This window comes from Nocardia cyriacigeorgica, from assembly GCF_005863245.1.
Lineage (GTDB): Bacteria > Actinomycetota > Actinomycetes > Mycobacteriales > Mycobacteriaceae > Nocardia > Nocardia cyriacigeorgica_C.
The window spans coordinates 497,878-511,941 of sequence record NZ_VBUT01000003.1; the positions used below are offsets into that span (position 1 = coordinate 497,878).

General features: G+C 69.7%; 11 protein-coding genes. 4 read left to right on the plus strand and 7 right to left on the minus strand.

Annotated elements, in window-relative coordinates:
- Position 1: 1 nt before the first annotated feature.
- Positions 2-688, minus strand: a complete 687-nt coding sequence (locus FEK34_RS08840; RefSeq protein WP_138447331.1) for a metal-dependent transcriptional regulator — start codon at positions 686-688, stop codon at positions 2-4.
- Between the two features lie 186 nt (positions 689-874).
- Here FEK34_RS08840 and FEK34_RS08845 point away from each other — a divergent pair, with 186 nt between their 5' ends.
- Together FEK34_RS08845 and FEK34_RS08850 are read left to right on the plus strand one after the other, a co-directional pair.
- Positions 875-2,143, plus strand: a complete 1,269-nt coding sequence (locus FEK34_RS08845; RefSeq protein ID WP_138447332.1) for an acetoin utilization protein AcuC — start codon at positions 875-877, stop codon at positions 2,141-2,143.
- The gene (locus FEK34_RS08850) at positions 2,136-4,811 is read left to right on the plus strand and encodes a bifunctional GNAT family N-acetyltransferase/acetate--CoA ligase family protein (RefSeq protein ID WP_138447333.1); all 2,676 of its coding nucleotides are present in this window, start codon (positions 2,136-2,138) and stop codon (positions 4,809-4,811) included. The genes FEK34_RS08845 and FEK34_RS08850 overlap by 8 nt, the downstream gene beginning before the upstream one ends.
- Positions 4,812-4,946: 135 nt before the next feature.
- Here FEK34_RS08850 and FEK34_RS08855 read toward each other — a convergent pair whose 3' ends face one another.
- The 3 genes from FEK34_RS08855 to FEK34_RS08865 all read right to left on the minus strand — a co-directional run bounded on the left by FEK34_RS08855 (position 4,947) and on the right by FEK34_RS08865 (position 8,036).
- Positions 4,947-5,915: a sigma-70 family RNA polymerase sigma factor gene (locus FEK34_RS08855; RefSeq protein WP_014351896.1), complete on the minus strand. Its 969-nt coding sequence runs from the start codon at positions 5,913-5,915 to the stop codon at positions 4,947-4,949.
- 184 nt (positions 5,916-6,099) lie between these two features.
- Positions 6,100-7,620, minus strand: coding sequence for a DUF7059 domain-containing protein (locus tag FEK34_RS08860; protein WP_138447334.1), 1,521 nt, complete (start codon positions 7,618-7,620; stop codon positions 6,100-6,102).
- A 65-nt stretch (positions 7,621-7,685) separates the two neighbouring features.
- The gene (locus FEK34_RS08865; protein WP_138447565.1) at positions 7,686-8,036 is read right to left on the minus strand and encodes a DUF3099 domain-containing protein; all 351 of its coding nucleotides are present in this window, start codon (positions 8,034-8,036) and stop codon (positions 7,686-7,688) included.
- Between the two features lie 146 nt (positions 8,037-8,182).
- Here FEK34_RS08865 and FEK34_RS08870 point away from each other — a divergent pair, with 146 nt between their 5' ends.
- On the plus strand, positions 8,183-8,419 hold the full coding sequence (locus FEK34_RS08870; protein ID WP_036538019.1) for a DUF3039 domain-containing protein: 237 nt from the start codon (positions 8,183-8,185) through the stop codon (positions 8,417-8,419).
- Positions 8,420-8,449: 30 nt separating this feature from the next.
- Here FEK34_RS08870 and FEK34_RS08875 read toward each other — a convergent pair whose 3' ends face one another.
- Positions 8,450-9,511 carry a YihY/virulence factor BrkB family protein gene (locus tag FEK34_RS08875; protein WP_249358936.1) on the minus strand — a complete coding sequence of 354 codons (1,062 nt, stop codon included), beginning with the start codon at positions 9,509-9,511 and terminating at the stop codon, positions 8,450-8,452.
- A 230-nt stretch (positions 9,512-9,741) separates the two neighbouring features.
- Here FEK34_RS08875 and FEK34_RS08880 point away from each other — a divergent pair, with 230 nt between their 5' ends.
- Positions 9,742-11,466, plus strand: coding sequence for a DEAD/DEAH box helicase (locus FEK34_RS08880; protein ID WP_171048101.1), 1,725 nt, complete (start codon positions 9,742-9,744; stop codon positions 11,464-11,466).
- A 167-nt stretch (positions 11,467-11,633) separates the two neighbouring features.
- On the opposite strand, the gene FEK34_RS08885 is transcribed toward FEK34_RS08880, so the two are convergent.
- A complete protein-coding gene (locus tag FEK34_RS08885; protein ID WP_138447337.1) occupies positions 11,634-12,194 on the minus strand; it encodes a hypothetical protein in 561 nt (186 codons plus the stop codon).
- Positions 12,194-13,957: a DEAD/DEAH box helicase gene (locus FEK34_RS08890; RefSeq protein WP_138447338.1), complete on the minus strand. Its 1,764-nt coding sequence runs from the start codon at positions 13,955-13,957 to the stop codon at positions 12,194-12,196. Before FEK34_RS08890 ends, FEK34_RS08885 begins: the two co-directional genes overlap by 1 nt.
- Between the last annotated feature and the right edge of the window lie 107 nt (positions 13,958-14,064).

The following is a 14,064-nucleotide window of genomic DNA, read 5'->3' on the forward strand; positions in this document are numbered from 1 at the left end:
GTCAGACCAGCTTCACCTGGACGGCGTGGGCCATTTCGTCCGACAGCTCGAAGCCCTCGTGGCCAGGCACCGTGATGACCACCGAGCCGGGCTTGGTCTCGACGGTCACCCTGGCGTCGGGCACCACGCCGGCCTCACGCAGCCGGTTGATGACCTCGGGGTCGGTCTGAATGTGCTCGGCGAGCCTGCGGACCACAACCGCATGCGTCTGGCCGTGCGGCAGCTCCGAGAGCCGGATCAGGTTCTCGTCGGCCGGCGCGATCGGGGCCACACCCAGCTCGTCCAGACCGGGGATGGGGTTGCCGTACGGGGAGGTGGTGGGGTGGTTGAGCACCTCGACGAGGCGTCGTTCGACGTCCTCGCTCATCACATGCTCCCAGCGACAGGCCTCGGCGTGCACGTTCTGCCAGTCCAGGCCGATGATGTCGACCAGCAGCCGCTCGGCCAGCCGGTGCTTGCGCATCACCGCGACGGCCATGCTGCGGCCCTTGTCGGTGAGCTCGAGATGCCGGTCACCGGCCACCAGCAGCAGCCCGTCGCGTTCCATGCGGGCGACCGTCTGGCTGACCGTGGGCCCGCTCTGCTCGAGGCGCTCGGCGATCCGGGCACGCAGGGGCACCACGCCCTCCTCCTCGAGGTCGTAGATGGTACGGAGGTACATCTCCGTGGTGTCGACCAGATCCTTCACCTGTTACCCCTTCGTCGGCACGAATTCTACCCACGCGACGTCTCGATTCGCGCACGCCACAGCAGCACGCGTCGCGCGTCGGGAACCCTGTCGGCGCACGGCATACCGCCGTGTTCGCTGATGCTTGTATTTCTACTGCATGTGAACGCCGAACGGGGCGCTGCGCTTCCCGCTAGCGTTGCGAGCATGGCCACTGCAGTGCCCGGCGCGCGCCCGGGACCCGCGGACCCGGCGACGGTCGTGTGGACCGACCGGTTCCTCGACTACACCTGGACCCCGCAACATCCGATGAAACCGGCCCGGCTGGCGTACACGATGGCGCTGGCCCGCAGCCTCGGCGTGCTCGAGGGCGTCGAATTGCTCGAGCCCGCCGAGGCGGGCACCTCAGACCTGCTGCGCATCCACACCGCCGAATACATCGACGCCGTCGAGCACGCCGTCGCCCCGCCCATGCCGCATGGCGAACCGCCGCTCGCGCCGCCGTTCGGCCTCGGCTCGGCCGACAACCCGGTGTTTCCCGGCATGCACCGGGCGGCCTCGGTGATCGTCGGCGGCACGCTGGCCGCGGCCCGCGCGATCGCCGAGGGGCGCACCCGCCGCGCGGTGAGCATCGGCGGTGGCATGCATCACGCGATGCCGGCGTCGGCGGCCGGGTTCTGCGTCTACAACGATGCGGCGGTGGCCATCTCATGGCTGCTCGACCACGGTTTCGATCGCATCGCCTACCTCGATGTCGACGTCCACCACGGCGACGGCGTACAGCGCGCGTTCTACGCCGATCCGCGGGTGCTCACCGTCTCGATCCACCAGCATCCGGCGACGTTGTGGCCCAACACCGGCTGGCCCGAGGAGAACGGCAGTGGGGCGGGCACGGGCACGTCGATCAACCTGCCGGTGCTGCCCGGCACCCGGGACGCGCAGTGGTTGCGTGGATTTCATGCGGTGGTGCCAGGAGCGGTCGCGGCGTTCCGGCCGCAGATCGTGGTCAGTCAGTGCGGGGTGGACAGCCACCGCGAAGATCCCCTCGCCGACCTGGAGCTGAGCGTAGACGGTCAGCGCGCGGCGTTCCTGGCCATGCGCGAGCTGGCCGATCGTTACGCCGAAGGTCGCTGGCTTGTGGTGGGTGGCGGCGGATACGGGCTGGTCCGGGTGGTGCCGCGGGCCTGGACTCATCTGCTCGCCGCCGCGCTGGACCGCGACCTCGCACCCGAGACCGGCATACCGCAGGACTGGATCGATCTGGTGCAGGCTGCCGCACCACGGGTCGATCCACCGCGCACGATGAGCGACGGCGCCGATGTGTCGTTCCAGCGCTGGGACGGCCCGGGCGGGACCGCCGAAACCGGTGATGCGCGGGTGGACCGAGCGCAGCGCGCCATCGACACCGCCGTGCTGGCCACCCGTCGTGCGTGCTTCGGCCCGCTCGGCCTCGACCCGGAGGATCCCCGTGACTGAGATCGACACCCCGGACACCCCCGCGGTGCCGCCACCACCGCCCCAGCACTGGTTCGCCGATGTGCTGGCTTCCGACGGCGGTGTGGTGCGGCTGCGCCCGATCACACCCGACGATGCCGAACGATTGCAGCAGTTTCACGCCGCGCTATCGGATCGCACCAGGTACCTGCGCTACTTCGGGCCCTATCCGCGGATCTCACCGAAGGATCTGTACCGCTCCACCCATGTCGATCATCACAATCGGGTCGGGCTGGTGGCGGAGCTGGGCGAGTCGATCATCGCCGTCGGGCGCTACGAACTGCTCGACCGCACCGGCCCGCGCGCCGCGGAGGTCGCGTTCGTGGTCGCCGATGGGCATCAGGGCCGCGGTCTCGGATCGATTCTGCTCGAGCATCTGGCCGGCGCGGCCGCCGAGAACGAGATCGAGACCTTCGTCGCCGAGGTGCTGGCCGAGAACACGGTGATGGTGACGGTGTTCCGGGAAGCCGGCTATCAGGTCGAGCGCAGCAGGGACGGTTCGGTGCTGCACCTGGAATTCGCCATCGACCCGACCGAGGCGCTGCTGTCGGTACGCGATGCGCGCGAACGCGCTTCGGAGGCCCGCAGTGTGGGCAACCTGCTGACACCGCGCTCCATCGCCGTCATCGGTGCCACGCCGAGTGCCGGCCGCGTCGGTGGCGCGGTACTGGCCAACCTGCTTTCGGGAGCGTTTCAGGGCCCGGTGTTCCCGGTGAATCCGGCCCGTCGTTCGGTGCGGGGCGTGCGCGCCTACGCGACCGTGCGCGACATCCCCGATGAAGTGGATCTTGCGGTGGTGGCGGTGCCCGCCGAATCCATCGGATCGGTGCTCGACGACTGTATGGCCAAGGGCGTCAAGGGTTTGGTGGTGCTCACCGCCGGTTTCGGCGAGACCGGCGAGGCGGGTCTGGAGGCCGAGCGCGCCCTGGTCGCGGCAGCTCGCGGCCACGGTATGCGGGTGGTGGGGCCGAGCGCGCTCGGCATCGCCAATACCGATCCCGCGATCGCGCTCAATGCCACGCTTGCGCCGGTGCTGCCCGGGCGCGGGCGGATCGGATTCTTCTGTCAGTCCGGGCCGTTGGGTGCGGCGATCCTCGGTGAGGCGGCGGCTCGTAATCTCGGGCTGTCCACGTTCGTGTCGGCGGGCAACCGTGCCGACGTGTCCGGCAACGACCTGTTGCAGTACTGGGACACCGATCCCGACACCGATGTGGTGTTGCTGTATCTGGAGAGTTTCGGTAATCCGCGCAAGTTCTCCCGGATCGCACGGCGGGTGGCGCGGACCAAACCGATCGTCGCGGTCAGCAGCGGCCGGTTGGCCGCACGCGCCCAGCCCGCCGGCGACATGGACCGCTCGATCGTGCGGGATCTGTTCGCGCAGGCAGGAATTGTGCAGGTCGACTCGATTTCGGAACTGTTCGACTGCGCGGCGCTGCTCGGCTACCAACCGCTACCCGCGGGCTCCCGGCTGGCGGTGATCGGCAACAGTGCGGCGCTGGGATGGCTGGCCGTGGACGCTGCCCGCGGTGAGGGCCTGGTGGTCGGCGAACCGGTGGACCTGGGCCCGCAGGCCACCCCCGGCGACTATTTCGACGCGGTGCTCGCCCAATTGCGTTCCGATGACGTCGATTCGGTGATCGTGGTCTTCGCCCCGCCGGTGCCGTTGCCGACCGGTGAGTTCGCGGCCGCGATCCGGTCCGCGTCGGAGGCGGTGCCGGAGGCAGCCAAACCGATCCTGACCACGTTCATTGCCGAGCAGGGTATTCCGAACCTGCTGGCGGTGCGTGGCGCCGGTGCCTCCGCGGTGCGGGGATCCATTCCGTCGTATCCGGATCCCGAGCGGGCCGCGCGGGCGCTGGCACGGGTTCGGCGCTATGCGGAATGGCGTGATCGCCCGCAGTCGGCGGTTGTGCGGCCCGACGGCATCGACAGTGTGCGCGCCACCGGGTTGGTCGCGGGGTGGATGGCCGAGTCCGGCGGCCGCCGCCTGACCGACCTGGAGACGGTGGCATTGCTGGAGTGCTACGGGATTTCGGTGGTCGAGTTCCGCGAGGTGCGCGATGCCGATGCCGCGGTGGCGGCGGCGGAGGAACTCGGCTACCCGGTGGCCGCCAAGGCCACCAGCGACGCTTGGAGGCGGCGGCCCGACTTGAGTGGGGTACGCCTGGACCTGTGGCGCCCGGACGCGGTGCGACAGGCCTACACCGATCTCGTCGCGCTCAGCGGGGAACCGGCTCTGCACATCCAGAAGATGGCGACCAAAGGTGTGGGTTGTGTGCTGCGGGTGCAGGATGATCCGTCGTTCGGTTCGGTGATCGAGTTCGGCTTGTCGGGGCTGATCATCGAAATGCTGGGCGACCGCGCCTATCGCGCGCTGCCATTGTCACCGGACGAGGCCGCGGCGCTGATCGATGCGCCGCGTGCGGCCCCGCTGCTGTCGGGCACGCCGGCCAGCCCACGGGTGGACAAGGCGGCGCTGGTCGAGCTGGCCCAACGCATTTCAGCGCTGTTCGATGATCTGCCGGAAATGCGGGAGCTGTCCTTCGATCCGGTGCTCGCGTCACCGACATCTGCCGAAATCCTCTACGCGCGAGCCCGAATCGGTCCCCAGCCCAGCCGTTTCGATACCGGCCCGCGCAGACTCGGATGAATCACACACGTTTACGCCGACCGGCTCGCACGCTCCGGAGGGGGCGGGTACGTGCGGACACCGGTCGGCGTCGGGAAGGTGACCGCGCACGGTCACCGAGTGTGGCTCGTGCCGGGGACGCCGGCACGCTGCGGATCAGCTGGCGTAGGCGCGCAGCCTGTCGGCGCGTTCGCCCTTGCGCAGCTTGGACATCACTTCGCGCTCGATCTGGCGGACCCGCTCACGGGACAGGCCGAACAGCTTGCCGATCTGGTCGAGGGTGCGCGGCTGGCCGTCGTCGAGGCCGAAACGCAACCGGATCACCTGCTGTTCGCGCTCGTCCAGCGTGGCGAGCACGCTGCGGACGTCGTGGTGCAGCAGACCGGCGATGACGGCGCTTTCGGCGGAGGTGGCTTCGGAATCCTCGATGAAATCACCCAGCGGGGCTTCCTCGTCGTTGCCGACCGGCATGTCCAGGCTCACCGGATCGCGGCTGTGGTCGAGCAGATCGGCGATCTTCTCCACCGGGATGCCCGATTCGTTGGCCAGTTCGTCGTCGGTGGCCTCGCGGCCGAGCTGCTGGTGCAGTTCACGCTTGATCCTGGCCAGCTTGTTGACCTGCTCGACGAGGTGGACGGGAAGCCGGATAGTGCGGCTCTGATCGGCCATGCCGCGGGTGATGGCCTGACGGATCCACCAGGTGGCGTAGGTGGAGAACTTGAAGCCCTTGGCGTAGTCGAACTTCTCCATCGCGCGGATAAGGCCGAGGTTGCCTTCCTGGATGAGGTCCAGCAGCGGCATCCCGCGCCCGGTGTAGCGCTTGGCGAGGGACACGACCAGACGCAGGTTGGCTTCCAGCAGATGCGAGCGGGCGGCCTGGCCTTCGCGGACGATGACGGCCAGATCGCGCTTGCGGGCGGCCGACAATCGCTTGCCGGTCTCCAGCAGGTGCTGGGCATAGAGGCCCGCCTCGATGCGCTTGGCCAGCTCGACCTCGTCGGCCGCCGTGAGCAGCGCCGTACGGCCGATCCCGTTCAGGTACACACGTACCAGGTCGGCGGCGGGGCTCTGGGCGTCGAGGTCCGAATCGCTGGCGCGCACTCGAGTGGTGGCGGGGCTTGTCATGACTTGCCTCCTGTCGGTGGTGTCTCACTCCGATCAACGGACCCGACATAGGGAAAGTTCCCTGACCGGGCGCGGGTAAACCGGTTCTGAACTGCGGTTTTCGCCACGTTCGGCTGAGAAGTTCCTGAGAACACCGCGCGAGGGGAACGGCCCTGTCCTGCCTCGGCCGATCCTGGCGTCCTCGCTATCCGGGAACGATCAGTCCGTGGCGTACCAATCCGGCCACCACTCCCAGTGCCTCTGCCGCGAACTCGGGCGTGACGGTGTCGGATCCGTGAGCGATGGCGAGCAGTTCGATCAGTTCGTGCAACGGCAGACCGTCCGGTCGCATTCCCGCTACCAGGGAGATCGTGGTCTCGTCAACCTCATGCTGCCAGCGGGGTCCGTCGCCGCGATGCAGCCGCGCCACCCGCTGCTCCCAGCCCTGTGGCCCGGGCAGATACACCCGTTCGAGCGCGGTCGCTGGATCGACCCGGAAGCGCGCCGACCAGGCCAGATCATTGTCGGCGGCCACGGCGCGCAGCCAGGCCGACCGTTCGAAGTAGCGGGTCGCTTCCTCGCCGAGTGGGTCGTCGAAGCCGTGGGTGAGGTCCTCGGCGAGCAGCTCGGTGGGGCCGTCGATGGCACGCAGGTAGACGAACCCGAATCCGATGCCCTCGACATCGGCGGCGGAAAAAGCCTCCAGCCACTGTTCGGCGCGCTGCTGGGCGTGCTGATCGCGCGGGTCGAGGCCCGCATCGCGCAGCCAGGTACCCACGTAGAGGGCGGGATCGGCGACGTCGCGCTGCACCACCCAGGCGTCGACCCCGTGTTCGGGCAGCCAGGAGGAGACCCGCTGGCGCCAGTCCTCGCCGTCGACGTGCACCCAGGCCGCCAGCATCGCCGCCGTGCCGCCCGGCGCGAGCAACCGCGGCGCCTGGGAGATCACCAGTTCGCTGGCGCCGTCGAGGGCGAGACCGGAATCACGGTAGGTGTGCTCCACGCGGGCGGGACCGACCACGAACGGGGGATTGGCCACCACCTGGTCGAATCGCCGCCCGGCCACCGGCTCGAACCACGAGCCCTCCAGCAGCTCCACGGCCAGTTCGTTGAGCGCGGCGGTGGCCTCGGCCAGCCACAGCGCCCGCCGGTTGACGTCGGTGGCGGTGACGCGGCCCGCATAGGACGCGGCGTGCACGGCCTGCACACCGCAGCCGGTGCCCAGATCGAGCACCGAGCCCACCGGTTCGGTCGGCGTGGCCCGAAGCAGCGACAGCGAGGCATGGCCGACACCGAGGACGTGGTCGGCGGTGAGCGTTCGCCTGCGCATCGAATCGTCCAGATCGGACAGGATCCAGCGCGTACCCGCACCGGTGTCGAGCGGACGCAGGTCCAGCGCCGCACGCACCTGATCGCCGTCGCGTTCCAGCAGACCCGCCGCCACCGCCTGGTCGAGCTCGACCGGCGCCAGCGCGGCCCCGACCTCGGCCTCCGGCAGCGCGTCGCCGAGCAGCAGTAGCCGGATCAGCGTGCCGAGTTCACCCGCGGCCCGAGCGGCCCGGCGCACCGGCACCGGTTCGGAGCGGCCGAGTGCGGCGTGCGCGTCGGCGCCGAGAGCCTCCAGCAAGGTGTCGGCGTCGTAGCCGACCCGGATCAGCGCGGTGCGCAGGGCCGGGCACAGGGCGGTCAGCAGCGATCCCGTGGTAGTCGAACGATTCGTAGGCACATCGGTACTCTGCCACCGCCTCCCGCCGTGGCCGCCGTCACTGCCCGCGAGAACGGGTGTCCGGCTCAGCCGTCGATGGCGTTGTGCGGCCGCGATTCCAGCGCCGGACGTGGCCGATCCCAGCGACTGGGCTCGTTCTTGCCCCGCGGCGGGCGGTCATTGGCGATCAGGACCGCGATCCAGGGCAGGGGAATCGAGGCGACGATGATCAGGATCGAGATGAGCGCGTTGCTGAAGGCGCTGTAGGCGATCGCCGCCAGGATCAGCGCCGGGATGCGGAAGGACATGATCGTCAGGTAGCGCCGGACCCGGGCGCGATGCTGATCCTCGAGCGAGGGGGCGGCCTCGGTGATCAGCACCGGATGTTTGTCGTCTCCGGGGAAGTAGCCGGCAGAACGGCGGGGCCGGGGCGGCATCGGCGCGCCGGTCGAGTCGTCACGGCCGACGCTCTCGTCGGAAGAATCGCCGTGCTGCTGCATACCCCCGAGTCTTCCACTGTCCGCAGCGGGGCGCACACCCGGTGGTCACGACGCCGGGGACGGCATGCGGCATCATGGAAGGCGTGAGTACCGACACTCTGGTTCGCCCCGATACGACTACCGACGAGTCGACCGGCGATGACACCCCGAAGTTCTTCCACTACGTGAAGAAGGACAAGATCGCCGAAAGCGCGGTCATGGGCACCCATGTCGTCGCGCTGTGCGGTGAGGTGTTCCCGGTGACCCGCTCGCCGAAGCCCGGCTCGCCGGTGTGCCCGGAATGCAAGAAGGTCTACGAGCAGCTGCGTAAGGGCGACTGACAGCCATGGCCCCTCGCGCCGCCCGGCCCGTCAGCTTTCCGGCCCGGCGCGCGAGGGTTGCGGGCTGTCCAGCGGCGGCTTCCCGCGCGTCCGGTCGTCGGGTGATTCGGGGCCGCTCGGCTGCTGCGCCCACTCCGGTTCGATCCCGGCAGCCGCGCCGATCGTGGCCGGTTCGGCGGAATCGCCCCTGACCTGCTCGGCCAGCCACGCCTTCACCTGCTCCACCCGGGTCGCCCGGGCCGGCCAGAACTCCTGCACCGCCGCGTTGAACTCCGCTCCCACGATGACGGCGAACGCAAGGAAGAACGTGAACAGCAGGAACGCGATCGGCGTTGCCAGCGCGCCATAGCTGACGCCGGTGCGGGTGACCCACCCCAAATACCGGCGCAGTCCCTCGCTGGCCGCCATGAAGAACACGCCCGCCACCAGCGCCCCGCCGAAGAGCCGGTGCCAGGGCAGCGTGGTGTGCAGGGCCAGCTTGTACAGCGTGGTCAGTCCCACGATCAGCAGCAGGCCGACGCCCGGGTAGTAGAACGCGTCGATCAACCGCAGTCCCGGCTCGCGCCAGCCGTCGGGCAGTGCCCGCCCGATCAGCACCGGGCCCAGTGCGATCAGCGGCAGGATGAACACCGCCGCCACCAAGAACTGCACATACAGCAGCAGCGCGAAGATCCGCTGCCACACCGGATGCCTGGCGTCCTGCTGGTCGTGGGCCTCCACGATCGCGTCGACGAAGGTGGCCATCGCCGAGGAACCGGCCCACAGCGAGAGCACGAAACCCACCGAGACGAACGCCGCCCGCCCCTGGCCGAGCACATCGCGGACCGTGGGTTCGATGAGGTCGTGCACCACCGTCGGGTTGAACAGGTCGCGGCTGAAGGTGAGGATCTTGGACTCGACGATCTCGACGGTGTCGGGGCCGAACCATCCGCCGACATAGCCGAGGCTGCCGAGAACGCCGAGCAACAACGGCGCCAGTGACAGCGTCTGCCAGAACGCCGCCGCCGCCGACTTGGCGAAGATCGAATCCTGCCACGCCTTGACCGCCACCCTGGCCACCAGCCGCCACGTCTGCCGCCCCGCCTGCGCCATCCCGGCGCCCGCACGGCGCGCGAGGGCGGCCGCGCTCGCGCGAGTGCCTGACAGGTTGCTCATGGTGTGACAAGCATCGCGCACCGGCGCCGCGTCGGCCGGGCGGGGCGGGCATCGTGTCGGCGGGCAACAGGTGAACCGCTGGTTACCCGGGTGGGCGCTGTGATGCCGGTCGCGCCCGTCGCGTCGGTTTGGCGACTCGCGGCCTCCGACCGTTAGTGTTGGCTTCCGTGACAGGTTCGGGTGGCGCCACTGCGGCGGGAGGAGCGCTACGCGCCTGGCAGAGGCGTGCGCTCACCAAATACCTTGCGACAAAACCACGTGACTTCCTCGCGGTCGCCACGCCGGGCGCGGGTAAGACCACTTTCGCTCTGCGGGTCGCCGCGGAGTTGCTGGCCGATCGCACCGTCGACCAGATCACCGTGGTCGCACCGACCGAGCACCTCAAGCATCAGTGGGCGCAGTCGGCGGCGCGGGCCGGGATCGCGCTGGATTCGCGGTTCTCCAACAGCACCGGCGGCACCTCCGGTGACTATCACGGCGTGGTGGTCACCTATGCGCAGGTCGCCTCGCATCCGTCCAGGCACCGGGTGCGCACCGAGAACCGGCGCACACTCGTGATCCTGGACGAGATCCACCATGCCGGCGACGCCAAGAGCTGGGGTGACGCGGTCGCCGAAGCCTTCGGCGACGCGACCCGCAGGCTGGCGCTGACCGGTACGCCGTTCCGCAGCGACGACAGCCAGATCCCGTTCGTCACCTATGAACCCGACGAGGGCGGCTTCCCGCGTTCGCGCGCCGACCACGCCTACGGCTACGCCGAGGCCCTCGCCGACGGCGTCGTGCGCCCGGTGGTCTTCCTGGCCTACTCCGGTGAGGCGCATTGGCGCGACAGCGCGGGTGAGGAATACTCCGCCCGCCTGGGCGAACCGCTCAATGCCGAACAGACCGCGCGGGCCTGGCGGACCGCCCTCGACCCGGCCGGCGACTGGATGTCGGCGGTGCTGCGGGCAGCCGACATGCGGCTCGGGCAGCTGCGCTCCACCGGCATGCCCGACGCCGGTGGGCTGGTGATCGCCACCGATCAGGAACGCGCCCGCGCCTACGCCGAGCTGCTCGAACACATCACCGGCACACCGCCGGTGCTGGTGCTGTCCGACGACCCGACCTCCTCGGCGCGGATCGGTGAGTTCAGTGCTGGCACCCAGCCGTGGATGGTCGCGGTGCGTATGGTGTCCGAAGGCGTCGACGTGCCGCGGCTGGCGGTCGGCGTGTACGCCACCAGCGCCTCGACGCCGCTGTACTTCGCGCAGGCGATCGGGCGGTTCGTGCGTGCGCGCAGGCCCGGTGAGACCGCGAGTGTGTTCCTGCCGTCGGTGCCGGTGTTGCTGGATCTGGCCGCGCAGCTGGAGTTGCAGCGCGACCACGTCATCGGCAAACCGCACCGGGAGAAGGACGGCCTCGACGACGAGCTGCTCATCGACGCCAACAAGCAGAAGGACGAGCCCGGCGAGGACGAGAAGCCGTTCGTCGCGCTGGCCGCCGACGCCGAACTGGATCAGGTGATCTACGACGGATCGTCCTTCGGCACCGCCACCTTCGCCGGCAGCGCCGAGGAAGCCGACTATCTCGGTATCCCGGGTCTGCTCGATGCCGAGCAAATGCGTGCGCTGCTGCGGGAACGCCAGGCCAAGCAGATCGCCGACCGGGCGCCGGTGGCGACGGCCGAACCGGCGCCGCAGTCGGGTGGGGCGGCCGAGCGGGTCGCCACCGCCGACCGGCTCGGTGAGTTGCGGCGCGAACTCAACAGCCTGGTGGCCATGCATCATCACCGGACCGGCAAACCGCACGGGGTGATCCACGGCGAGTTGCGCCGTCAGTGTGGTGGTCCGCCGACGGCGCTGGCCAGTGCCGAGCAGTTGGGTGAGCGCATCGCTGCCTTGCGCCGCATGTAAGGCGCTGCGCCGCATGTACGGCGTTGGGTCGGATGTACGGCGTTGGGCAGTCCCGGCGGGAGGCCGACAGTGCGGTCGGAAGGCGGCCACGTATGCGCCGGCCGGATCAGCCGGCCGTACGGCGGCGATTTCGGCCGCGGCGCCGAACGCCGGTCGCGGTTCGCCTCTCAGCTCGGCACCGCGAACCATCCGACCGGATCGAGGGTGTTGATCGGGATCCAGCGCGCCGGCTCCGCCGTCGCTTCCGCGCCCGCCGGGGCGTCGGCGGCGGTGAAGTAGCCCTGGATTTCCAGGGCCAGGCGTGGGGTTTCGTCGATGCGGCGGGCCATGTCGTAGAGCGCGGCCAGCAGGTGCACGCAGCGGTCGGTGCGGGCGGAGCAGGAACAGTCGACGGCGAACAGCGTCGGGGCCGCGGTGATGCCGGCGTCGATGACGGCGCGGTGCATCTCGTCGGTGAGAGTTACCGGGTCAGGGCCGACGATCGCGGCAATCGCGTCGATGACCGGGCGCGGCATCGGGGCCACCTCGATATGTGTCACCGAGGCCTGTCCGCCCCGGTGGATGTGCGCGCTGACGATCCGGCCGGTGACGGTGGCCTGTACGCCGTGGTTGCGGGCGATGCTGCGCGCTCGCGGTAGCAGCGGATCGGGGCGGGTCTGGCGCAGGGGCTCGGCCAGGCGCACCCAGTCCATCCCCCAGCGGGTGTATCCGAATTCGTTGTCGGCCATCAGTTCTCCCGTTTGCGGCGCAGGATCTCGATCAGCTGGTCGTCGTCGAGGCGGGCCAGTTCGGCGATGCCGGCGGCGTCACCGAGATCGGTCAGCGCCGACTTACGTCGTTGCATGGTGGCGATGTGTTCCTCGACGGTGGTGCCCGAGGTGAGCGTGGTGACGGTGACGGTGCGCGTCTGCCCGATCCGGTGCGCCCGGTCCGAGGCCTGCGCCTCCACCGCCGGATTCCACCAGCGATCGAAATGGATGACGTCGGCGGCGCGGGTGAGTGTGAGCCCGGTGCCGGCCGCGCGCAGGCTCAGGATGAGCACCGGCGGCCCGTCGGCGGCCTGGAACCCGCTGACGATCCGGGCGCGTTCGGCCTGGTTCAGCCCGCCGTGGAAGAACGGCGCGTCCACCCCGAACTGTTCGGCAAAATGCCGCACGAGCAGGTCACCGGTCTTGCGGTATTGGGTGAACACCAGCGTCGGCGCGCCGAGATCGAGATTGTTGGCCACGATGTCGGTGCACAGATCGAGCTTGCCCGACCGTCCGGCCAGCTCGTCGAGCTCGCCGGTGATCAGGCCGGGATGGTTGCAGACCTGCTTGAGGCCGGTGAGTGCGGCCAGCACCCGGCTCTGGCGTTGGGCGCCGTGGCCGAAGCCGTCGTCGATGGCGCGGTCGAGTAGCTGATCGTAGAGCCGTTCCTGTTCGGTCGTGAGATCACACAGCAGGTCGGTGTGGATCTTGGCGGGCAGCGACGCGGCGACCTGATCCTTGCGGCGGGCCAGCACCACCGGCTCGATCGCCTCACGCAGTCGCGCCGCCGCGCTTGCCGAACCTTCCTGGATCGGCCGGGCGAAGCGGCGCCGGAATTGGCTGCGATGGCCGAAAAGTCGCGGCGCGACCAGATTCAGCAATGCCCACAGCTCTTCGAGGTGGTTCTCCACCGGGGTGCCGGTCAACGCCACGGTCGCGGCCGCGTCGATGGACCGTGCGGCCTTGGACACCTGCGTCCGTGGGTTCTTCAAGGCCTGCGCCTCGTCGAACACGGCGCTGGCCCAGCGGGTTTCACGCAGGCCGGCGCCGTGCAGTCGCAACGTCGGATAGCCGGTGACGACGATCGTGGCTGCTCCGGCCTCGAATTCTCCGCCGCGCCAGGCGATCGGACGCAGCCCTGGCGCGAACCGCTGGATCTCGTGTATCCAGTTGCCCACCAGCGAGGTCGGGCACACCACCAGTTGCGGTCCGTCGCTCGCGCGGCCGAGCAGGAAACCGATGGTCTGCACGGTTTTACCGAGACCCATCTCGTCGGCGAGCACCGCGCCGCCGTGCTCGTCGACCGCGGCGCGCAGCCAGCTCACGCCACGGGCCTGATAGGGGCGCAGGTCGGCTTTCAAGGTGTCGCGCAGTTCGTGTGCGACCGCGCGGGTGGTGGTGAACGCGGTGCGCAGGTAGTGGGCGGAGAGGATGGCGGTGCCGGTCGCGTTCGGCACCGCGTGCGCGGCGGGCGGCAGCGATATCTCGCCGCTGGTGTGATCGTCGGCGAGGGCCTCTCGCCAGGCCCGGACCGAGGCGTCCGGCTCGGGGACGTCGGCCGCGGCGAACTCCTCGGGTTCGAGCAGCGCGCAGTCGACGTCGGCGACCTGGACCGTCGCGCTACCCGCGGCGGCCTGCGCCGCGGTGCCGGTCGGGACGGCAAGGGCCTGCACCGCCGGTACACCGAGATCGCGCGGCGGACGCCCGGGACCGTGCCCGGTCCACGTCCATATCGCGAACATGTTCCGGTCGGGCAGGTAGGTGGCCTGTGTGCTGGGCAGAGCGGACCCCTCAAATCATCGTATGGTGTACGGAGTAATGTGGTAACGCATACCGTAGCGGAATTGTT